Source organism: Micromonospora sp. NPDC023644 (genome assembly GCF_040640115.1).
GTDB lineage: Bacteria > Actinomycetota > Actinomycetes > Mycobacteriales > Micromonosporaceae > Micromonospora.
On record NZ_JBFABA010000005.1, the window covers coordinates 211,959 to 232,202 of the forward strand.

Here is a 20,244-nt window from a genome sequence, read left to right on the forward strand (position 1 = left end):
TCCCTCGAAGGTTTCCTTGCACGAGGTTGAAGTCAGTGAAGAACTTTTACACACGCATCGAAGGTTGGCAATAGCGTCGGATTGGTTACGTGTTGGTTACCAGGCGCAGGGCGCGTAGTCCTTCAGGAAGCAGCCGTACAGGTCCTCGCCCTGCTCGCCGCGGACGATCGGGTCGTACACGCGGGCCGCGCCGTCGACCAGGTCCAGCGGGGCGTGGAAGCCGGCATCCGCCAGCCGCATCTTCGTCGGGTGCGGCCGCTCGTCGGTGATCCAGCCGGTGTCGACGCTGGTCATCAGGATGCCGTCGGTCAGCATCTCCTGGGCGCTGGTCCGGGTCAGCATGTTCAGCGCGGCCTTGGCCATGTTGGTGTGCGGGTGCCCCGGCCCCTTGTAGCCGCGACCGAACTGGCCCTCCATCGCCGACACGTTCACCACGTACTTGCGGCGGGCCTTGGCCGCGGCCATCGCCGGGCGCAACCGGCTGACCAGCACGAACGGCGCCGTCACGTTGCACAGTTGCACTTCCAGCAGCTCCACCGGGTCCACCTCGTGCACGCGCTGCACCCAGCTGTTGACCGGGTCGAGGTCCGGCACCAGCCCGCCGGCGTCGATGGCGGTGGACGCCGCGATCCGTTCCGGCGAGGCGGAGCCGCTGGTCAGCGCGAGCGCGGTGAGCGCGTGCGGGGTGAGCGCCGTCGATTCCGGCGCGGCGGTCAGGCTGCCGGCCGCGTCGCCCCGGCCGGCCGGGTTGGCGAACGTGACGATCTCCGGCAGGGGGCCGTCCGGCAGGGCCGCCGCCTCGGCGGCGACGAGCTGCGCGTACGCCCCGGGCGTGCGACGGACGGTCTGCGCCGCGTTGTTGATCAGGATGTCCAGCGGTCCCTGGTCGCTGACCGAGTCGGCGAGCGCGATCACCTGGGCCGGGTCGCGCAGGTCGATCCCGACGATCCGCAGGCGGTGCAGCCAGTCCCCGCTGTCCGGCATCGCCGCGAACCGGCGGACCGCGTCGTGCGGGAACCGCGTGGTCACCGTGGTGTGCGCGCCGTCGCGCAGCAGTCGCAGCGCGATGTACATGCCGATCTTCGCCCGGCCGCCGGTGAGCAGCGCCCGCCGCCCGGTCAGGTCGGTGCGGGCGTCCCGGCGCTCCCGGTTGAGCGCGGCGCAGGGCGGGCAGAGCTGGTGGTAGAAGGCGTCCACCTCGCGGTAGCGCTGCTTGCAGACGTAGCAGCCGCGCGGGTTGTGCAGGAAGCCGGCCGTGGTGCCCTCGGTGGGGGAGGCGAGCGGGATCCCCTGGGTCTCGTCGTCGATCCGGCCCGGGGCGCCCGTGGCGGTGGCCGCCGTGACCGCCCGGTCCGCCGCCGCGATGGCGTCCCGCCGTTCCTCGCGCCGGCGCTGCTTGATCACCTTGTAGAGTCGCGCGGTGGCCCGCTGCACCCGCACCACGTCCGGGTGGTCGGGAGGCAGGTTCTCCAACGCCTCGAAGACGCTGAGGCAGGCCTCCAGCTGGCTCCGGTCGATGCCCTCGTGGCCGTTTTCCGTAGTCTTGTCCGCTGCCATGCCGTCGCTGTCTCGTCCCGTTTCCCGCGCCAGGTCTTCCCGGCCCATGCCAAGTCCGACCCGGAACTGTACGCACCGCACGGGCGCCGGCGCATCCCGCCGCCCGCCGACGGGCCCGGGGCCCACCTCGGAGGCTTCAGGCCGGCGTCGTCGGCCGGCGGGGCCGACCGACCGCGTGCAGGTGCCGCAGCACCTGCGCCCACGAGCGGGTGAGGGTGGTCTCGTGGTAGGGGATGTCGTGTTCGGCGCAGAACCGGCGGACCAGCGGCCGGGCGCGCCGGAGGTTGGGCCGCGGCATGCTCGGGAAGAGGTGATGTTCGATCTGATAGTTCAGGCCACCGAGCAGGGCGTCGAGGAACCAGCCGCCGCGCACGTTGCGGGAGGTGAGCACCTGGCGCCGGAGGTAGTCGAGCCGGTCGTCGGCGGCGAGGATCGGCATGCCCTTGTGGTTGGGGGCGAAGGCGCTGCCCAGGTAGAGGCCGAGCAGGCCCTGGTTGACGAGGATGAACGCGACGGCCTGCACCGGGCTCAGCACGAGGACCACGGCGCCCAGGTATCCGACGGCGTGCAGGGCCAGCAGCGCGGCCTCCGCGGGGCGTCGCCGGAGCCGGCGTGAGCCGACGACGGCCTTCACGCTGTTCGCGTGCAGGTGCAGGCCCTCCAGCAGCAGCAGCGGGAAGAAGAGGTACGCCTGGTACCGCACCACCAGTGCGCCGAGTCCCCGCTGATCCCGCGCCTGCCCCGAGGTGAACGACAACGGCCGGACGACGATGTCCGGGTCGTGACCCTCGGTGTTCGGGTGCGCGTGGTGGCGGTTGTGCTTGTCCACCCACCAGCTGTAGCTGAGGCCGATCAGTAGGTTGCCGTGGACCAGGCCCACCAGGTCGTTGGCGCGACGGGTGCGGAAGATCTGGCGGTGACCGGCGTCGTGACCGATGAACCCGGCCTGCGCGAAGACCACCGCGAGGACGGCCGCGACGCCCAGCTGCCACCACGATTCACCGAGCCACCCGAACAGCGCCCAGGCGCCGACGTAGCACCCGCCGAGGGCGCCGATGCGCAGCGCGTAGTAGCCGCGCCGCCGATCGAGCAGGCCCGCCCGCCGGATCAGGCGCGACAGTTGCGCGTACTGGCTGCCGTCGTGACGTCGGGTGTCGAGGGTCGCATCGCTCATGGTCGCGGCTCCGTGCACGTGGCGTTCTCGGCCTGTCGACGACGTCGAACAGGTGGTCCTTCAAGACGAGCGAGGTGAACGGCGAGCGTGCGTCAGCATCGACGGCGAGCAGCGACACGCCGGCCCAGCTTCTGCTGACGCATCGTCACGACGAGGCCCACGACGGCAGCGGCGGCGGCGACGATCAGCACGGGGCGATGGCGGGCGGCCGATCGAATCCCGACCAGCCGGTCGCGCAGCGCACGGGCGGCGGCGGGCCCGCTCTCGGCCGCCGATCCGGTGCTGACGCTGTCGCGCAGGACCGCCAGCCCTTCTGCCGCGCCGTCGCGCAGGGCGGCCCGGCGTCGCCGCGCGGCACGGGCCATCGCGTCGAGCTTCGTACCGCTGTTTCCCGGTCGGGCCGTCCGGACCGCCTGTGTCGTCCTCTCCCGCACCGCCTGAGCCGAGCCGGTGAGGCGTTGTCGGGCGCGACCTCCGATGTCGAGGGCCCTGTTCCGGCCCCGGGCCCTCACGTCGGTCCTGGCCGCCAGGGCCTGCACCGTGGCACCGAGTTCCGCCCGGGTCGCCTCGATGTCCGCACGGGTGCGGTCCGGGTCGTTGCTCTCGTTCGGGGTCATCACCCTCGTCCCTCCTTGGCGGCCTGCCGCACCGACTCCACGTCCGCGCGCACGCTGTGCAGCGTCGACTCCGGCGTGACGGGCATCGTCTGCTTCACCTGCTTCTTCCCGAACAGCGCGAGCAGCCCGGCCACCGCGAAGAGGACCACCGCGACGACCAGCGCGGCCACCCACGCCGGCATGAGCTCGGCGAGGACCAGGACGAGCGCGGCAACGAGCGCCCCCGCTCCCAACAGCGCCATCCCGCCCGCGCCACCGACCATCGCGGCGCCGGAGCCGGCGCGTCTGCCCTTGGCGGTCAGTTCCGCCCGGGCCAGTGCCAGTTCCTCCCGCACCAGGCGGGTGATCTGGTCCGTCGCACGCTGCACGAGCTCGGCGACCGTGACCTCCGCCCGTGGCCCGTGGGCCGCCCGGGCGTCGCTGGGCGGGTCACTCATCCGCCCTCACCTCCGAAGGGCAGAGTCGGCACCTCGTGCCGGGGCACGCTCGTCGGATGCCGTCGGGTGGGCGCCGCCTGGTCACGCCGGGCAGGGGCGTTCCTGCCCGGTCGCGGGCGGCGCTCCCCGTCCTCACCGCGCCGCGGCTGCCGGTGCCGTCTGCTTGTCCCGGCCGGCCGCGCCGCCGGGGACCGGTACCCCGCCTGTGCCCGCGTCGGCGAACGCGCTGTCCCGCAGGGCGGGAAGATCACCGGCGGCCGCGTCACCTCCGGCGCGGCGACGGCGGGCTCGTACGACGGCCGCCGCCGCCACCACCGCTGCCAGGGACATCGCTGCCGCCTGCAGCAGCGGCACCCTCCTGCTACGTCGACGCCTCATGCCGCACTACCCCTCTCAGTTCCGAGTCGGACCTTCCTCTCATCGTGGAGACAGCACAGCGGCGGTGAGGGGCGATTCGGCGCATTCGACACGGTCGGGTCATGCGGACCCGATCCTGGCTGGAAGCGCGCACGCGCGGGCGCGCTCCCGGGCGGGTCCGCTGCGGCGCGGCTCGCGCTGCCGACGCCGGACCTTCGTGGGGCCGGCCCTCGGTGCCCGGGGTCCTGCTACGCACTCTCGGCGGAACACGCGCAGCCTCCGCCGCGACGGCAGACGGTCAGCTCGGCATGCCGGCCCTGAGCCGGGCAAGGGACTGCTTCAACAGCCGCGAGACGTGCATCTGAGACAATCCGCACCGCTCGGCGATCGACTGCTGGGTCAGCTGGCCGTGGAACCGCATCGTGAGGATCCGGCGCTCCCGCGGGGGGAGGTCGGCCAGGAGCGACCGAAGCACGAGGTGATCGTCCACCCGGGCGAAACCGGGATCGACGGTCCCGATGAGCGCGAGGGTGCCGAGGTCGTCGGTGTCGTGCCGCGGCGCGTCGAGAGACATCAGCCGGTAGGCCTGCGCCGCGAGGGCGGCGGCCTGGATCTCCTCGACGCCCACCTCCAGGTGGTCGGCGAATTCCGCGGCACTCGGATGGTGGCCCCGTGACTGCGTCAACTCCGTCGTGACGGCGCGCATCCTGCCGTTCAACTCCTGGACCCGGCGCGGTACCCGCATGGCCCAGGTGGTGTCCCGGAAATGCCGACGGAGCGCACCGAGGATGCTCGGGACCGCGTATCCGGAGAACGGCACACCTCGCTCGACGTCGAACCCATCGACGGATCTGACCAGGGCCAGCGCCGCGACCTGTGCCAGGTCGTCGTACGGCTCTCCGCGTCCGACGTATCGGCGGGCCAGTTGGCCGGCCATCGGCAGGCCGCTCTCGATGATCCGGGCCCGCAGCCTCGCGCGGCCGGGATCGTCGCGGTGCAGTGCGGCGAGTCGGCGCAACAACTGTTCGCGACTGCCCGGTACGTCGAGCAGTCGGGGACGGGACACGGTCGGGGTGGGCTTGACCATCGTGGAACGCCCCTTCGGGCCGGTGGCGACGAGATCGGCGGCCACCGGGGACCCGGGCGACAACCCCACCGTACGCCCTGCCGGTGGGCGGGGCACCACCGGGACGTGCCTGGGGAGCGCGACGAGGAGAAGGCGCCGCACCGCCGGCGACTGAGCCGATGCTCAGGCGGGCCGTCGGGTCGGCGGCTCCGGCGAGAGCTGCTCGGAACCGTCGACGATCGCCCGGGCCAGATCGGACAGTGGCCGGTTGCGGCTGCGGGCGCTGTCGCGCAACAACGAGAAGGCCTCTCCCACGTCCAGCCCGAGGCGCTCGGCGAGGATCCCCTTGGCCTGTTCGATCAGGACCCGGCTGCGCAGCGCGGTCTGCAACTGCTCGGCGAGGATGTCGCGTCGATGGATGGCGCGGTGCTGGAGCAGTCCGATGGTGGCCACGTCGGCCAGGGCCTGCCCGAGGCGGAGCCTGCCGTCGTCGAGCGCGCCCGGGTGGGTGTCGAAGAGGTTCAGCGCCCCGATCACCTCGGAGCGCAGGCGCATGGGCAGGGCGTGGACCGCGGCGAACCCGACCTCGGCCGCGGCGGCGGTGAACCGGGGCCACCGGCCGGCGGTGCACAGGTCGACCACCGACACGGCACGACCCGTACGGAAGCAGTCCACGCTGGGACCCTGGTCGGTCTGCAGCTGGAACAGCTCCAGCAGCCGGGTGCGCTCGGAGGAGGCAGCCACCACCTGGAGGGTGTCCCGCTGGTCGGTCAACAGCAGGCCGGCCGCCGAGACGCCCAGCAACTGGACACATCGTTCGGTCAACGCGTGCAGGAACTCCAGCACGTCGAACTCCTCGACGAGCGTGTCGGCCAGCTCCACGAACACGTCGGACAACCGGATCTCGGCCATGTCACTCACCCTCGTCGTGTGTCTTGTCCCGCCGGCTTCCGGCGGCCCCGATGGCGCTCCGCCCGGCACCCTCCGACGGCGACGGACCGGGTCGATGCCGGGGTGGGGCACCACGACCGGATCGTTCTCGAAGCCCACCGACTGGCCACGCAGGAAGAACCTGCTTCCCCGACCCGCTCGGGCCCGTCGCGTCCACTGAGGTGACGAAGCGTTCCGCTGGTTCGTCTGATGACCTCCGGCTGCGCCCCGGACGGTCGGGCTGCGGCGAACCGGCGATGCGAGCGGCGTTCACACCGTACTCCCGGACCGTCTCCCGCGCGATGCGCGGCGCCCGCCGGGCCCCCCGGGTCACCGTGCCGGCGGCTCCCTGTTCAGGACGGCGGCAAGCTCGCGGCTGACGAGATCGTCGTAGCACGTGGCGACGCGGGGCGCCGGTCCGTCGGTCTCGCGGAGCCGGTCCGCCGCCCGGCGGGCGGCGATCGCGGTCACCCAGGCGACGCCGTCGAGCTGGCGGGAACCTGGCAGCGGCGCGAGCCGCCACACCTCGACGAAGACCGCCCGGGTCACCGCGACCGCGGGCGCCGGGCTGCCGAGGCTCTCCCGGACCTGGGCGAAGACGGCGGGGACGAGGCGGCGGTAGAAGCGGCCGAAGGCAGCCGGATCCCGGTCCGCGATCCGCCTGACGAGATCGTCGACGGACTCGGGGCCCGGGACGACGTAGCCGGTGGGGCCGGGCATCCGATGCTCCTGGTGTTGTGCCTGCGGTTCGGGGCACCACCAGGGACCGGGGCGGCTGCTACGTGCCTCACCCTACGGCACGGCCCTGCCGCGGAGCGGATCGCGCGGCCGCCGTCTTCTGTCGGCTGCGGGATGCGGGGTCCTCACGACAGGGGTGTCGGGTACGGACCCGGCCGACGTGAGGGTCGTTCCGAGTATTCAGGTCTGGCGTCGCTCGGGCGGGCCGGAATCCTGCAGGTCGAGGGGGCAGAGAATTTCGGAAGTTGAGGGGACATTATGGGCTTACATGTGTAAAAGTCCGATTACCTATATTTGTACGTGTGTGGCTTCGGCCCCGCAGTCGCGACAGCGCCGGCCGGAGACGCACCATGAGAGGGCCACAATCGTGACAGTCACCCGAACCCGTCATCTTCGGCGCGCGGCAATGCCGGCGCTCGCAGCCGTCGCGGCCGCCACCACGGCCATCGCTGTGCTGATCGTCAGTGGCACCGGCGCCAGCGCGGCCGAGGCACCGGTCGGCCTGGGGACAGCGGCGAACTTCTCCGTACTGGCCGGCTCGGAGGTGACCAACACCGGTCCGACCATCCTGGAGCAGAGCCTCGGTGTCCATCCCGGCAGCCAAGCGACCGGCTTCCCACCGGGCGCCGTCGCCGGCGAGATCCACCTCGCCGACGGCGTCGCCCTGCAGGCCAAGAACGACCTGACCACCGCGTACAACGACGCCGCGGGTCGGACGCCCTTCACCAACCGGCCGGCGGAACTCGGCGGCGCCACGCTGACCCCCGGGGTGTACCGGATCGGCGCCGCGCAACTGACCGGCCAGTTGACGCTCAACAGTCAGAACGACCCGGCGGCGGTGTTCATCTTCCAGATCGCCTCCACCCTCGTCACCGCCGCGAACAGCAGCGTCGTGTTCATCAACGGCGCCTCGCCCTGCAACGTCTACTGGCAGGTGGGCAGCTCGGCGACGCTCGGCACCGGCACCCGGTTCGTGGGCAACATCCTGGCCCAGACCTCGATCACCATGAACACCGGCGCGACCTTGCAGGGCCGGGCCCTTGCCCAGACCGGCGCCGTCACCCTCGACACCAACACCATCAACACCCCCGCCTGCCTGCAGCCGACAGGAAGCCCGACCACCACCCCCACGGGCACTCCGACCGGCCAACCCACCGGCACCCCGACGGGCACCCCGACAGGCACCCCGACGGGCACTCCGACCGGCCAACCCACCGGCACCCCGACCGGTACTCCGACGGGCACTCCGACCGGTACTCCGACGGGCACTCCGACCGGCACTCCGACCGGTCAGCCCACCGGGAGCCCCACCGGCTCGCCGACGGGACAGCCCACGCGAACGCCGACCGGTGTCCCGACCCCGAGCCGCACGCAGCTGCCGGTGACCGGTGCCAGCGGCGGTGGTGCGCTCGTACCCGTCCTGACCGGCCTCGGCAGCCTCGCCGTCGCCACCGGCGCGAGCCTGCTCTTCCTCTACCGCCGCAGGACCTCCGAGTCCTGACCGGGCAGACCCCGGCGGCCGCTCACCGGCCGCCGGGGTCGGCACGGCTCAACCAGGTGGGTCCGACACCGACGCGCACCGTCCTGACCCGCCTTGCTCGACAGAGGTCGTGAGACCGGCCGGCCGGCGGTGCGCGCCGGCCGCTCGGCACTCAGCCGGACCCGTGCCCGACCATCGCCGCGACGAGCGCGTCGAGGGGTACGGTGGCGAAGCCGACCCGGGCGTCGCTGGCCCCGTACGGCAACCAGAGCAGGTCGTCGTGGAGCAGACCGCCGCAGGAGTAGACGACGTTGGGCACGTACCCCTCGCGCTCGGTGTCGTCGGGGGCCAGCAGCGCCCCCGGCAGCTCGGCGATCACCCGCTCCGGGCGGCGCAGGTCGAGCAGCAGGGCCCCGATGGCGTAGCGGCGCATCGGGCCGACGCCGTGGGTGAGCACCAACCAGCCCGCCTCGGTCTCGATGGGCGATCCGCAGTTGCCGACCTGGATCAACTCCCAGCTGCGACGCGGCCCGTGCAGCGGCACCGGGGCCTGCCAGGTCTGGTCGTCGGTCAGGACGGTCAGGCCGATGGTCTCGCCGTCGGAGCGGCAGAGCGCCAGGTGCCGGCCGTCGACGGTGCGGGGGAAGAGCGCCATGCCCTTGTTCCGGGCGCCCGGTCCGCGCATCGGGTCGATCCGGAACCGGCTCAGCTCGTCGCTGGCCAACCTCCGGGCGGCGATGCGTCGACCGTCGTAGGCGGTGTACGTCGCCTGGTAGGTCGCGACGCCGGCGTCGTCGACGAACCTGACGAACCGGGCGTCCTCCATGCCGTTGCTCTCCGCCGCGGTGGCCGGCCAGAGCACCCGCTCGTGCAGGAGGGTCTCGGCCGGGAAGGCGACGGCGTAGCTGGCCGCGGAGATCCGGCGCAGCTGTTCCAGCGTGTCCGGGGTGGTGTGGCGGTAGAACAGATCGGGCGGCAGGGCGGCCAGTACCCGTTCGAAGCCGGCCTCGTCGTACCGCTCCGGCAGGGCCGCCAGCACGGCCGCGCAGACCTCGTTGTCCCAGCCCTCCTCGCGCAGCCCGGCGGCGAGCAGGTCCCGTCGGTGTCGCACGTGGCCGCGCCGGCCGCTCACCAGCGGTCCCGACCGCCCCCGCACGGCGAGGCGGCTCCCGGGCCCCAGCACGGCGCTGGCGAACCCGATGGAGGAGAGATGGCCCTCACCGATCTGGCGCAGGCTGACCGCCACCCGCAGCTGCCCCGGTTCCAGCGCCGACTGGTCGGGGTGGGCCACCATGGACGGGTTGCACAGCGCGGCGGCCTCGACGGCGTACTCGTGGCTGAAGTAGGCGCCCACGAGCAGCCGCGCGGTGGGGGAGAGCTGCCGGGTGCGGGCGACCCGGTGCCGGACGAGTTCGTAGTGGTGCCGGAAGGTGCCTTCCAGGTCGCGGTGCCGGCCGCCGAAGTCGTGCAGCGTCCGCCGGAGCAGGGTCTGCGTCTCGTCGGCGTCGAGGCCCGCGATCCGGTCGACGAGATCGTGCGCGCGGGTGTGCGCCACCGCGGCGTCCTCACCCGGGACGAAGAGCTTGACGACGACCCGCCGGGGGTCGGGAGCGAGGGTGAGGCTCTGGCGGGTGGCCAGGATCCCGGTCACGACCGCTGCCGGGCGTGCTGCAGGGTGGAGATCAGCGCCAGGGTCGACTCGGCGCCCTGGTTGAAGTTGGGGCCGTGCGGGGTGAGCCCGTCGTAGCCGCCGCCGGTCGCCGGGTCCCACATGGCCATGCCGAGGTCGTTGTTCCCCAGGAACCATCCGACGGCCCGCCCGAGCCCGATCCTCCAGGCCGGGTCGCCGGTGATCGCGGCGGCGGTCGCGCACGCGTCGGCGAGGGCGGCGACCTCGATCGGTTGCTGGTCGTGGCGGGGACGAGCGCCGTCGCGCCGCCAACCGCCGACGGGCACGACCGAGAGCCGCCCGTCGCGCACCTGCAGCTCGCACAGCCAGGTCAGCATCCGCAGCCCGTCGGCGAGCAGTGGGGCGTTGCCGCGCAGCTGGCCGGCGGCGATGACGACCTCCGCGAGCGCGGCGCTGGCGTAGCTGAGCCGCTCCTGCGGCCACGGCCAGCGCGGATCGGGGCCGCCGGGGCCGACGACGGCGGCGGCGTCGTCGAGCAGCGCCCCCGCGGCGGCGTGCCCCGGATGGCGGCGCAGCACCTCGGCGGCGCCCAGCCCGGCGAAGGCCATGGCGTGCGGCGCGGCCGACCGCCGGGCGGCGCCGCGGCTGAAGGCCACCAGCGCCTCGGTGCGGATCCAGGCGGCGGGGTTGCGGGCGGCGGCCGTCCCCAGCCCCCACAGCGCCCGGCCCCACCAGTCACCGAGGCCGGGCTGGTCGGTCCAGCGACGGTCGTGGCCCAGGCGGTTGCGGAAGGCGCCGCGCCCGTCCTGGGCGTGGGTCAGGAAGGCCAGGTAGCGCTCGGCCAGCCCGAGCACCTGCGCCGACGGCTCCGGCTCCCGGCTGGCGACCAGCAGGCCCCGGGCGACGTCGTCGGTGCAGTAGCCGTGTTCCCTACGGACGATGGCGTGCCGGGCGTGCTCGAAGAGGCCGGTGTCGTCACTGAGCCGGGCCAGGTGGGCGAAGCTCGGCGCGGGTGCCGGCATCTCCACGCCGCGACCGATGTCACCGGCCGGGTCGCGCGACGTGCTCACGCCGCTGCCGGGGCGACCGTGGGCGAGCGACCGGCGATGAGCCGCCCGGCGAGGGCCTCGTACCGCGCCGCCACCGCCGGCCAGCGCAGGTCCGCCGCGATCGACCGGGAGCGGCCCGCGAGGTCGGCGGACAGGCCGGGCTCGGTGAGGATCCGCCGGATCGCGGCCGCCAGCGCCGTCGGGTCCCGATGGGGTACGACCAGCCCGGGGCCGCCGGTGAGCAGCTCGACGGCGTGCGGGAAGGGCGTGGCGACGACGGGGACGCCGGCGGCCACCGCTTCGATCAGGACGCCGGAGGTCACCTGCTCGGTGGAGTCGTAGGGCAGCACGACCACGTCGGCGGAGCGGACCAGCGCGGCGAGGGTGGCCTGGTCGTGGTACGCGGCCTGGTAGTCCACGGCGTGCGCGACGCCGAGCTGCGCGCCGAGGAGGTGCAGGCCGGCCCGGTACGTCTCGCCCTGATGCTCGATCACCTTCGGATGGGTCCGGCCGGCGACGGTGTACGTGGGGGTCGGGTCCAGGTCCTGCAACCGGGCCAGGGCCCGCAACGCCCACTCGATTCCCTTGCCGGGCCCGAGCAGCCCCCAGGTGAGCAGGTGCGGTCGGGTCCGCCGCAGGGTGGCGGCGCCGACGGGGTCGGCCGCGCCGTGCGGGATCACCGACACCTTCGCCGGGTCCACCGCGTAGCCGACGAGCAGCCGGTCGTGGGCGGTGCCGGTCATCGTGACGACCGCGCCGGCCGCGGCGACGATCTGCTCCAGCAGCGTCTTCTGCCGAGCCGACGGCTGACGGAGCACGGTGTGCAGGACCACGACGCTCGGTACGGTGAGCCGCCGCAGCAACGGCAGGACGTCCTCGCCGTCGGTGCCCGGATAGATGCCGTACTCGTGCTGCACGACGGCCACGTCGAAGGCGTCGAGCGCCGCGGCGGCGCCCCGCCAACCGGCCGCGTTCCGCGTCGACCAGGTGTGCACGACGGTGGGTTCCGGGCGTTGGTCGTCGCCCGGGGCGGTGACCCGTACGACGCCGCCGGGCGGTCCGCCGGCGGTGAGATGGGCGGCGAGAGCCGAGTTGAAGGTGGCCAGTCCGCAGCGGGTCGGCGGGTGGGTGCTCAGGAAGCCATAACGGGTGGACATCGGGTGCCGTGCCTTCCGGTTGTCGGCCGCCGCCGAGGGACGGGGCGGGCCTCACGAGGTAACGGCGCACGTCGGCGGCGTGGACGGCCGACGGAACGGGCTCAGGGGTGACCGCCGCGTCAGTGGGGCGGGGATGGTGCTGAACCTGGATCGAGCGGAGCCGGATCCGTGGCGGATCGCGGCATCTGGACAGTGTCAGCGTTTCGGTCGACCGGTGAGGTCGTCGTAGACGGCCAGGTAGTCGGTGACCATCCGGTCGGCGGAGAATCGTTGCCGGGCCCGCGCCCGGCAGCCGGCGCGGTCGATCGACGACACCCGACCGACGGCCTCGACGGCCTGCGCGACGGTCCGCACCAGCAGCCCCGTCACCCCCTCGTCGACCACCTCGGGCATCGACCCCCGGCCGTACGCCACGACCGGCGTCCCGCAGGCCATCGACTCCACCACGGACAGGCCGAACGGTTCGTCGAAGGCGATGGGGTGCAGCAGCGCGGCGGCGCCGCCCAGGATCTCGCCGCGGCGGCGTGGGCCCACGGCGCCGAGGAAGGTGACCCGTTCGCCGTCGACGTGTGGGGCCACCTGCTCCCGGAAGTAGCGCTCGTCCTGCACGATGCCGCAGATGGTCAGCGGCCGACCCGCCCGCCGGGCGATCTCGATGGCGGTGTGGGTGCCCTTGTCGGGATGGATCCGGCCGAAGGCCACCAGCCCTGGGCCGGGGTGCGGGGTGAACGGCAACCCGGCCAGGTCGACCCCGTGGTACACGGTGGCGAGGTAGTCGAGCCCGGAGATCCGGTCGGCGTCGGAGATGGAGACGTAGGCCGAGCGGCCCTTCTCGTACGCCGGCAGGATCCCCGCCCCGGAGAAGCCGTGCACGGTGGTCAGCAGCGGGGCGGCGCAGTGCGCGGCGAAGGCCAGCGGCAACCAGTCCAGGTGACTGTGCACCAGGTCGAACTCGGCGGAGCGGGCCAGCGCGTGGGAGACGTGCATCGCCTCCCAGACCCGCCCGTCCATGCCCGGATCCTCGGCGTAGCCGCGTGGGCACACTCCGTCGAGGGTGGCGGAGGTGATCGAGTCCAACGTCGCGAAGAGCGTCACCTGCACGCCCCGCGCGACGAGTCCCTCGGCCAGGAGGCCGGTCACCTGCTCCCACGGGCCGTAGTGGCGCGGCGGCGTCCGCCACGCCACCGGGCCCAGCAGGGCCACTCTCACCGCGCCGTCGACCCGCCGAGTTCGGTGAGGTCGAGACGCAGGGTCGCGAGCAGCCCGGCGTGCCGGGCGGTGTCGACCTGCGCCGGCAGCTCCCGCTCGACCCAGTCGGCCCTGGTGTGCTGGCCGCGTCGACGCAGCGCCGAGACGATCGTGTGCCGGGACACTGTCATGGTCCGCTCCTTGGTGGTGATGGTGGGAAGGTCGTCGGTGCGCCGCTGCCGCGGCGGGGGCGTCGTCGGTCCGGGCGCCGGTGCGGGCGTCCCGGCGTCGACCGGGTGGGAATCGACGGGGGCGGGGGCGTCGGGGGTGGTGCGCAGACGGCCGCCCTCGCCCTCCCAGGTGTGCCTGTCCGCGCTGCCGGTCCTCGTGTCCGACGTCGTGCCGGCGGCGACGAGCAGCTGTGGGGAGTGGACCAGGTTGCCGGCGGTGGCGGCGAGCGCCATCGCCGCCTCGGCCAGGCCCGCCGGGGTCTCCGGCGGTACGACCAGCAGGTCGACCCGGTCGTCGTTGAGGCAGATCGCGGTCAGCAGGGTGGCCGGTTGGCTGGTGAAGTAGCCCAACCGCAGCACCCTGCCGTCGACGGCCAGCTGGCGCGGGTTGCCGTCCCAGGTGTCGGCGTTGAGCACCAGCCGGACGATCGGACCGTGCAGCAGGTCGATGGCGAGGACGAGGCCGGGCAGCTCGGCGAGCGGATCCGTCGAGCGGGGCCACCAGCCACCGTCGAGCAGCGTGCGCGCGGAGCGGGTCGGTTCGATCCGCAGGCGCGGCGGCGACGGGGGAGCGAGGGCGTGGGTCGAGGGCGTCATGTCGGATCCTCATCGCCGTGACCGCGGCGTAGCGGTGGGGTCGTGCGTGCAGTCGCGCCGTGCGGAGCGCCGGTTCGCCCACCCGTCCGGTCGGATCGTCGGCCCGCCCCGCTCAGCGGCGGTGCTGTGGCGAGGCGCGGATCGCCGGGGTGCCGATCGCGGGGGCCGTCGTCCGGCTCGCGCCGACGCCGGTCGACGCGGCCCTGGGGCCGGGCGGCCCGGGCGTCGGCCCCGGGCCCGGAAGCGAGAGGAGTGTCCCGGGACGATCGGTCGTGCCACCGCGGATCGGGTGCGGACGTCGCACACCCGCGGACGGAGCCGGCGTGGCGGGCACCCCAGGGGTGGGATGCCGTCGTTTCCGGGGTACCCCCAGCCTACGCCTGTCCGGGCCGCTCCGCGCGGCACCGCCGTTCCCGGTGGCCGACACCCGCCGGACGGCCCGCGTCGGGCGGCCCGCGTCGGCGGCTCCCGACCGCTCCGCCCCGCCTCGTGACCGTGCTCACCGGTGCGCTCCCGTTGACCCGGCAGGAGCGCGAGCAGGTGCGACAGGCGGTCGCCGAGCCCGCCGTGCTCGGGCCCTGGCTGCCGGCCCCGGACTGACGTCCCTCGTCCCCGGCCGGGCAGGGCGTGCCCGAGCGCGACCCGATCGTGCTCCCCGTCCACGGCTGACGGCGCCGCTGACCGGGCGCCACCGGGCCGCGACGAGGCGGCCCGGCGCCGGCACGACCCGCGCGACGGCTGCCGCTCGTCCACGGACCCGGCCGTCGAGGGGCGCCAGCCGGTGCCCGGTCCCGCCGGTCGCGGGTCGGGTGATCGTGTCCTCTGGGAAGGTTGGGGCATGGCCGCGCCGTTCCGCCCACGTCTGACCGACTGGACCGTCTTCGTCCCGCTGCTGGCGATCCTGGTGCTGATCCTGACCTGGGGGCGAGACCTGTCCGGCCCCGTCGTCGTGGTGGTGGCCCTGCTGCTGGCCGGCGCGGTGCTGGCCGCCGTGCACCACGCCGAGGTGGTGGCCCACCGGGTGGGGGAGCCGTACGGCTCGCTCGTGCTCGCCGTGGCCGTCACCGTCATCGAGGTCGCCCTGATCGTCACGCTCATGATCAGCGGCGGCGAGAAGACGCAGTCGCTCGCGCGCGACACCGTCTTCGCCGCCGTCATGATCACCTGTAACGGCATCCTCGGGCTGTCGCTGCTGATCGGGGCGCTGCGCCGCCGGGTGGCGGTCTTCAACTCCGAGGGCACCGGCGGGGCGCTGGCCACCGTGACCACCCTCGCCGCGCTGAGCCTCGTGGTGCCGACCTTCACCACCAGCCGGCCCGGCCCGCAGTTCAGCCCGGCACAGCTCGCCTTTGCCGCCGTGGTCTCGCTCGCCCTCTACGGCCTGTTCGTCATGGTGCAGACCGGCCGCCACCGCGACTACTTCCTGCCCGTCAACAACCAGGGGCGGGTGCTCGACACGGCGGGGCACGCCGAACCGCCGTCGGACCGGGCCGCGCTGCTCAGCCTCGGCCTGCTGCTGGTGGCGCTGGTCGCCGTGGTCGGCGACGCCAAGTCGGTGTCCCCGGCGATCGAGTCCGCCGTCGCCGGGGCGAACCTGCCCCCGTCGTTCGTGGGGGTGGTCATCGCGCTGCTGGTGCTGCTGCCCGAGACGATCGCCGCCGCCCGGGCCGCCCGCCGCGACCGGGTGCAGATCAGCCTGAACCTCGCCCTGGGCTCGGCCATGGCCAGCATCGGGCTGACCATCCCGGCGATCGCGCTCGCCTCGATCTGGTTGGAGGGCCCGCTGCTGCTCGGCCTCGGCGGCACCCAGGTGACCCTGCTCGCCCTCACCGTCGTCACCAGCGTGCTGACCGTGGTGCCGGGGCGGGCCACGGTGCTCCAGGGCGGCGTGCACCTGGTGCTGCTCGCCGCCTTCGTCTTCCTCGCCGCCAGCCCCTGACCACCCGCGGCCACGCGCGGCGCTCAGGCGTCGTCCAGGCGGGCGGCGCGGGCGTGCAGGTAGCGCTGCCGCGCCAGGTTCGTCGACCGTCCAGCCGCCGAACGGTAGGCGTCCCGGGCGGCCGTACGGTCGCCGAGCAGTTCCAGCAGGTGCGCCCGGACGGCGGGCAGGCGCGGGTCGTCGCCGAGCCGCCCCCGCTCGGCGAGCCCGTCGACGAGGGCCAGCCCGGCGGCCGGGCCACGGCTCATGGCCACCGCCACCGCGTGGTTCAACGCCACCACCGGGCTGTCGGACAGCCGCATCAGCACGTCGTACAGCGCGGTGATCTGCGCCCAGTCGGTGTCGGCGGCGCCGGCCGCCTCGTCGTGCACGGCGGCGATCGCGGCCTGGAGTTGGTACGGGCCGACCCGGCCGCGGGGGAGCGCGGCGGTGACCAGGGCGACGCCCTCGCCGATCTGCTCCCGCTTCCACCGGCTCCGGTCCTGCTCGGCCATCGGCACCAGCTCGCCGTGCGGGCCGGTCCGCGCCGGCGCGCGGGCGTCGGTGAGCAGCATCAGCGCCAGCAGCCCGGTGACCTCCGGGTCCTCCGGCAGCAGCCGGTGCACGAGGCGGGTCAGTCGGATCGCCTCCGCCGACAGGTCGGGGCGCAGCAGCGCCGGCCCGGTCGTGCTGGCGTACCCCTCGTTGAAGATCAGGTAGAGCACGTGCAGCACGGCGGCGAGCCGTTCGGCGCGCTCGCCGCCATCGGGCATCCGGAACGGCAGGCCGCTGTCGCGCACGCGCTGCTTGCCCCGGGTGATCCGCCGGGTCATCGTCGCCTCCGGCACCAGGAAGGCCCGCGCCACCTCGGCGGTGCCCAGCCCACCCACCGCCCGCAGGGTGAGCGCGACCTGCGAGGCCGGCGACAGCGCGGGATGGCAGCAGAGGAAGAGCAGGACCAGGGTGTCGTCGGTTCCACCCGCCGACCGGTCCGCCGCCGGGGCCAGCCGGTCGGCGGGCAGCACCCACCGTGCCACGGCGTCCTCCCGGCGCCGCCGGGCCTGCTCGGCGCGCAGGAGATCGGTCAGCCGCCGGGCGGCGACGGTGATCAACCAACCCCGCGGACTGTCGGGTACGCCGTCGCGCGGCCAGCCGGTGGCCGCCGCGATCAGCGCCTCCTGCGTCGCGTCCTCGGCCAGGTCGAAGTGACCGTAGCGGCGGGTCAGCGCGCCGAGGACCTGCGGCGCCAGCTCGCGCAGCAGCCCCTCGACGCGCCCACCGGTCACCGTCGCGCCTCAGCCGTCGAGGTCGTCGATGCCATCGGCGATCGGCCGGACATCCACGTACTCGCCGGGACGGTCGGGATCGACGAAGTTGGCCGCGATCTCCACCGCCCGGTCGAAGCTGTCGCAGTCGATGACCGTGTAGCCGGCCAGGACCTCCTGCGTCTCCGGGTACGGCCCGTCGGTGACCACGGGCAGACCGCCGCTGAACCGGACCCGTCGGGCGTGCACCGGGGCGGTGAGCCCCTGGGCGTCGACCAGCTCGCCGGACTCGGCCAGGCCCTGGTGCAGCTTCTCCATGTGGGCGTGCATCGCCGCCACGTCCTCGGCGGACATGACCGGCCCGTCGGTAGCGCCGCCGGCCATCGCGTCGTAGTCCCGCTGGGAGCCGTACAGCAGAATCATGTACTTCACGGTCTCTCCTCCTGCGGCGCCCTCGCGGCGCCGCTCACCGGAGACGTCGGAGCCGGCGAGCCCTTCCGGACACGTGCGCCCGCCCGCCGCGTCCCGATCGTATGGCCGTGCCGCCCGGACCGGGTGGACCGCCGCGGCCCCGGCGCCGTGGTCGGCTGTGCCCGGGCATGACGGGCCCACCGCCGGGGTACTGGACGCCGCAACGCCGACGCCGGGGAGGGCACTGTGACGACGCGCGTGGGACGCCGACCGCGAAGCTCGCTGGCCGGCCTCGTGGTGGCCCTCGTCGCGGCGGCCGGGTGCGTGGTCGGCGGGGTGTCCGAACCCGAGGGACGACAGCCCGCGCCGCCGCGTCCCGGCGGTGGGTCCTCTCCGGGTGCCGAGCAGACCCGGGCCGACGGCACCACCAGCGTCGCGGAGTTCCGGCAGGACGTCGCCGACGCGCAGAGCATCGCCGAGCGGTACTGGGCCGCCCAGTTCAAGGCCTCGGGGCAACGGTTCCGCCCGATCCGCCGGATCATCCCGTACCAGCGGGCCGGGGAGGTCTCCTGCGGCAGGCAGCCGCTGCCGCGCAACAACGCCGTCTACTGCTCGGTAGGCGACTTCATCGCCTACGACGTGAACTGGTCGGTGGCCGCGTTCCGCCAGGTCGGCGACGCGTTCGTGTTCTACCTGCTCGGCCACGAGTACGCGCACGGCATCCAGGCCCGCCTCGGGATCCGCCACTCCTACACCATTCAGCAGGAGTTGCAGGCCGACTGCATGGCCGGGGCCTACCTCGGCGACTCGGTGCGCGCAAAGGCGCTGCGGCTCGCCGACGGCGACCTGGAGGAGTTCCGCGAGGGGCTGCTGGCCGTCGGAGACGCCCCCGACCAGCCCTGGTTCGCCGAGGGCGCGCACGGGACCGCCGAGCAGCGCACCGAGTCGTTCTTCCGCGGCTACGAACGGTCCCTGGGCGCCTGCGGCCTGAGCTGAGCCGGCCGGGTCAGAACTCGCCCCACCACTGCCGCACCCGCATCGACGCGCCGCCGCCGTTGTCGCCGATGTTGGGGTCGTTGAAGGAGAAGACCAACTGCGGCGGCATGCCGGCGTTGTAGTAGAGCATGCAGCCGCTGTCGGCGCCGATCGGGAACCACCGGCCCGAGCCGTAGATCAGCCCGGTGCGCAGCACCAGCATGGACCCCGAGGTCACCTTGGCGATCAGCGCGTAGCGGGGGGCGTCCGGCGCGGGCCAGCCGCTGCCGGCCAGCGGCAGCTCGCCGGCGATGGACTTCTGGGTGCCCCAGTGGTCGATGCGGACGTTGCCCAGGGCGGACACCCGGAACACGTCCCGGTCGAGCATGCCCACCGGCGTCGGCCACGCGGTGTGCACGTTGCCCGGCGCGAACCAGTACCGCTCGTCGGCGTGCTGAGGGGTCTCCAGGTCGTAGCACCGTTCCAGCGGCAGGCTCGCCGCGGCGGCCGGCCCCGCCGGCCAGATCGCGACGGCGGCGGCGAGCAGGACCACGGTGCACCGGGAGACCAGGGATCGGACGCGCATGGCGACCTCCGGGCGAGGGGCCGCCGTGACGGCGGCCGGCTGTCCCCGAGTCTCGCGCCCGCGCGCAACCCGTCGGCCAGGTCACCCCCGCGGCACCTGGGCGCGCCCGCGGCGTGCCGGCTGGGAGGATCCCCGGGTACGCACCCCGAGGGAGGCCCCGCTGAACAGCCATCACCCCGCCGCCGTGCTCTTCGACATGGACGGCACCCTGGTCGACAGCGAGAAGCTGTGGGACGTCGCGCTGCGCGAGCTGGCGGCGGAGTACGGCGGCACCCTCTCCGACCCCGCCCGCCGGGCCATGGTCGGCACCAGCATGGCCGCCTCCATGCGCATCCTGCACGACGACCTGGGCCAGCCGGGGCGCGACCCCGAGGTCAGCGCGGCGTGGATCAACGCCCGGATCCTGGAGCTGTTCCGCACCGGGCTGCGCTGGCGTCCCGGCGCCCTGAACCTGCTGCGGGCCGTCCGGACGGCGGGCATCCCGACCGCGCTGGTGACCTCCAGCGGCCGGCCCCTCGTGGAGGTGGCGCTGGACACCCTCGGGCGGGACAGCTTCGACGCCGTCGTCTGCGGCGACGAGGTCGACGCGGCCAAGCCGCACCCCGAGCCGTACCTGACCGCCGCCCGGCTGCTCGGCGTGCCGATCGCCCGCTGCGTGGCGATCGAGGACTCGCCGACGGGGGTGGCCAGCGCGCTCGCCGCCGGCGCGGCGGTGCTGGCCGTACCGGCGGAGGTGCCGATCGGGCCGCTGGACGGCGTACACCAGGTGGAGAGCCTGACCGGCGCGGACCTGGAGCTGCTGGCCGCCCTGCTCGGCGCGCCGCCCGAAGCCTGACGGACGAGGGGCCCCGCCGACCGGCGGGGCCCCTCGTCCGTGCGTGG

The 20,244-nt window shown here is 74.1% G+C and carries 19 protein-coding genes and 1 pseudogene; 4 read left to right on the forward strand and 16 right to left on the reverse strand.

Annotation, left to right across the window (positions count from 1 at the left end; genetic code table 11):
• Positions 1-96 precede the first annotated feature (96 nt).
• From AB0G08_RS06555 to AB0G08_RS06590, 8 genes are all read right to left on the reverse strand, one after another.
• A complete protein-coding gene (locus AB0G08_RS06555) occupies positions 97-1,557 on the reverse strand; it encodes an SDR family NAD(P)-dependent oxidoreductase (protein WP_358084079.1) in 1,461 nt (486 codons plus the stop codon).
• A gap of 136 nt (positions 1,558-1,693) precedes the next feature.
• Positions 1,694-2,731: an acyl-CoA desaturase gene (locus tag AB0G08_RS06560; protein WP_358084082.1), complete on the reverse strand. Its 1,038-nt coding sequence runs from the start codon at positions 2,729-2,731 to the stop codon at positions 1,694-1,696.
• Between the two features lie 92 nt (positions 2,732-2,823).
• A complete protein-coding gene (locus tag AB0G08_RS06565; protein ID WP_358084085.1) occupies positions 2,824-3,348 on the reverse strand; it encodes a DUF3618 domain-containing protein in 525 nt (174 codons plus the stop codon).
• Complete coding sequence (locus tag AB0G08_RS06570) at positions 3,348-3,785, reverse strand: phage holin family protein (RefSeq protein WP_358084088.1); 438 nt, start codon at positions 3,783-3,785, stop codon at positions 3,348-3,350. Before AB0G08_RS06570 ends, AB0G08_RS06565 begins: the two co-directional genes overlap by 1 nt.
• A 132-nt stretch (positions 3,786-3,917) precedes the next feature.
• Positions 3,918-4,115, reverse strand: a complete 198-nt coding sequence (locus tag AB0G08_RS06575) for a hypothetical protein (protein WP_358084091.1) — start codon at positions 4,113-4,115, stop codon at positions 3,918-3,920.
• Positions 4,116-4,440: 325 nt separating this feature from the next.
• Positions 4,441-5,274, reverse strand: a complete 834-nt coding sequence (locus tag AB0G08_RS06580; protein ID WP_358084094.1) for a SigB/SigF/SigG family RNA polymerase sigma factor — start codon at positions 5,272-5,274, stop codon at positions 4,441-4,443.
• A gap of 117 nt (positions 5,275-5,391) precedes the next feature.
• Positions 5,392-6,120: a GAF and ANTAR domain-containing protein gene (locus AB0G08_RS06585; protein WP_358084097.1), complete on the reverse strand. Its 729-nt coding sequence runs from the start codon at positions 6,118-6,120 to the stop codon at positions 5,392-5,394.
• 348 nt (positions 6,121-6,468) lie between these two features.
• Positions 6,469-6,858, reverse strand: a complete 390-nt coding sequence (locus AB0G08_RS06590) for a hypothetical protein (RefSeq protein WP_358084100.1) — start codon at positions 6,856-6,858, stop codon at positions 6,469-6,471.
• A gap of 424 nt (positions 6,859-7,282) precedes the next feature.
• Here AB0G08_RS06590 and AB0G08_RS06595 point away from each other — a divergent pair, with 424 nt between their 5' ends.
• Positions 7,283-8,377 carry an ice-binding family protein gene (locus AB0G08_RS06595; protein ID WP_358084105.1) on the forward strand — a complete coding sequence of 365 codons (1,095 nt, stop codon included), beginning with the start codon at positions 7,283-7,285 and terminating at the stop codon, positions 8,375-8,377.
• Between the two features lie 151 nt (positions 8,378-8,528).
• Here AB0G08_RS06595 and AB0G08_RS06600 read toward each other — a convergent pair whose 3' ends face one another.
• The 5 genes from AB0G08_RS06600 to AB0G08_RS06620 form a co-directional block, all read right to left on the reverse strand.
• Positions 8,529-10,007 carry a glycoside hydrolase family 130 protein gene (locus tag AB0G08_RS06600; protein WP_358084108.1) on the reverse strand — a complete coding sequence of 493 codons (1,479 nt, stop codon included), beginning with the start codon at positions 10,005-10,007 and terminating at the stop codon, positions 8,529-8,531.
• Positions 10,004-11,008, reverse strand: coding sequence for a glycosyltransferase (locus tag AB0G08_RS06605; RefSeq protein WP_358084198.1), 1,005 nt, complete (start codon positions 11,006-11,008; stop codon positions 10,004-10,006). Before AB0G08_RS06605 ends, AB0G08_RS06600 begins: the two co-directional genes overlap by 4 nt.
• Positions 11,009-11,052: 44 nt before the next feature.
• Positions 11,053-12,192: a glycosyltransferase gene (locus AB0G08_RS06610; protein ID WP_358084111.1), complete on the reverse strand. Its 1,140-nt coding sequence runs from the start codon at positions 12,190-12,192 to the stop codon at positions 11,053-11,055.
• Between the two features lie 195 nt (positions 12,193-12,387).
• Positions 12,388-13,401, reverse strand: a complete 1,014-nt coding sequence (locus AB0G08_RS06615) for a glycosyltransferase family 4 protein (protein ID WP_358084114.1) — start codon at positions 13,399-13,401, stop codon at positions 12,388-12,390.
• A complete protein-coding gene (locus tag AB0G08_RS06620; protein WP_358084117.1) occupies positions 13,398-14,207 on the reverse strand; it encodes a DUF5994 family protein in 810 nt (269 codons plus the stop codon). Before AB0G08_RS06620 ends, AB0G08_RS06615 begins: the two co-directional genes overlap by 4 nt.
• An 838-nt stretch (positions 14,208-15,045) precedes the next feature.
• Between AB0G08_RS06620 and AB0G08_RS06625 the strand changes: the two genes are divergently transcribed.
• The gene (locus tag AB0G08_RS06625) at positions 15,046-16,146 is read left to right on the forward strand and encodes an ionic transporter y4hA (RefSeq protein ID WP_358084120.1); all 1,101 of its coding nucleotides are present in this window, start codon (positions 15,046-15,048) and stop codon (positions 16,144-16,146) included.
• Between the two features lie 23 nt (positions 16,147-16,169).
• Here the strand turns inward: AB0G08_RS06625 and AB0G08_RS06630 are convergent, their stop codons facing one another.
• Both AB0G08_RS06630 and AB0G08_RS06635 read right to left on the reverse strand, forming a co-directional pair.
• Entirely contained in the window at positions 16,170-17,411 is a 1,242-nt protein-coding gene (locus tag AB0G08_RS06630) for a DUF6596 domain-containing protein (RefSeq protein WP_358084123.1), read from the reverse strand.
• Positions 17,412-17,420: 9 nt separating this feature from the next.
• Positions 17,421-17,813: a YciI family protein gene (locus AB0G08_RS06635; RefSeq protein WP_358084201.1), complete on the reverse strand. Its 393-nt coding sequence runs from the start codon at positions 17,811-17,813 to the stop codon at positions 17,421-17,423.
• A gap of 216 nt (positions 17,814-18,029) precedes the next feature.
• Between AB0G08_RS06635 and AB0G08_RS06640 the strand changes: the two are divergent.
• Positions 18,030-18,797, forward strand: a pseudogene (locus AB0G08_RS06640) (neutral zinc metallopeptidase); the annotation flags it as partial.
• 10 nt (positions 18,798-18,807) lie between these two features.
• Here the strand turns inward: AB0G08_RS06640 and AB0G08_RS06645 are convergent.
• On the reverse strand, positions 18,808-19,362 hold the full coding sequence (locus AB0G08_RS06645; RefSeq protein WP_358084126.1) for a hypothetical protein: 555 nt from the start codon (positions 19,360-19,362) through the stop codon (positions 18,808-18,810).
• A 184-nt stretch (positions 19,363-19,546) separates the two neighbouring features.
• On the opposite strand from AB0G08_RS06645, the gene AB0G08_RS06650 reads away from it, so the two are divergent.
• The gene (locus AB0G08_RS06650) at positions 19,547-20,197 is read left to right on the forward strand and encodes an HAD family phosphatase (RefSeq protein WP_358084128.1); all 651 of its coding nucleotides are present in this window, start codon (positions 19,547-19,549) and stop codon (positions 20,195-20,197) included.
• Positions 20,198-20,244 lie beyond the last annotated feature (47 nt).

Coding starts and splice junctions, on each gene's coding strand:
- AB0G08_RS06555 (WP_358084079.1), bottom strand. CDS start 1,557: ATGGCAGCGGACAAGACTACGGAAAACGGCCACGAGGGCATCGACCGG.
- AB0G08_RS06560 (WP_358084082.1), bottom strand. CDS start 2,731: ATGAGCGATGCGACCCTCGACACCCGACGTCACGACGGCAGCCAGTAC.
- AB0G08_RS06565 (WP_358084085.1), bottom strand. CDS start 3,348: ATGACCCCGAACGAGAGCAACGACCCGGACCGCACCCGTGCGGACATC.
- AB0G08_RS06570 (WP_358084088.1), bottom strand. CDS start 3,785: ATGAGTGACCCGCCCAGCGACGCCCGGGCGGCCCACGGGCCACGGGCG.
- AB0G08_RS06575 (WP_358084091.1), bottom strand. CDS start 4,115: ATGTCCCTGGCAGCGGTGGTGGCGGCGGCGGCCGTCGTACGAGCCCGC.
- AB0G08_RS06585 (WP_358084097.1), bottom strand. CDS start 6,120: ATGGCCGAGATCCGGTTGTCCGACGTGTTCGTGGAGCTGGCCGACACG.
- AB0G08_RS06590 (WP_358084100.1), bottom strand. CDS start 6,858: ATGCCCGGCCCCACCGGCTACGTCGTCCCGGGCCCCGAGTCCGTCGAC.
- AB0G08_RS06595 (WP_358084105.1), top strand. CDS start 7,283: ATGCCGGCGCTCGCAGCCGTCGCGGCCGCCACCACGGCCATCGCTGTG.
- AB0G08_RS06605 (WP_358084198.1), bottom strand. CDS start 11,008: ATGCCGGCACCCGCGCCGAGCTTCGCCCACCTGGCCCGGCTCAGTGAC.
- AB0G08_RS06610 (WP_358084111.1), bottom strand. CDS start 12,192: ATGTCCACCCGTTATGGCTTCCTGAGCACCCACCCGCCGACCCGCTGC.
- AB0G08_RS06620 (WP_358084117.1), bottom strand. CDS start 14,207: ATGACGCCCTCGACCCACGCCCTCGCTCCCCCGTCGCCGCCGCGCCTG.
- AB0G08_RS06625 (WP_358084120.1), top strand. CDS start 15,046: ATGGCCGCGCCGTTCCGCCCACGTCTGACCGACTGGACCGTCTTCGTC.
- AB0G08_RS06635 (WP_358084201.1), bottom strand. CDS start 17,813: ATGATTCTGCTGTACGGCTCCCAGCGGGACTACGACGCGATGGCCGGC.
- AB0G08_RS06645 (WP_358084126.1), bottom strand. CDS start 19,362: ATGCGCGTCCGATCCCTGGTCTCCCGGTGCACCGTGGTCCTGCTCGCC.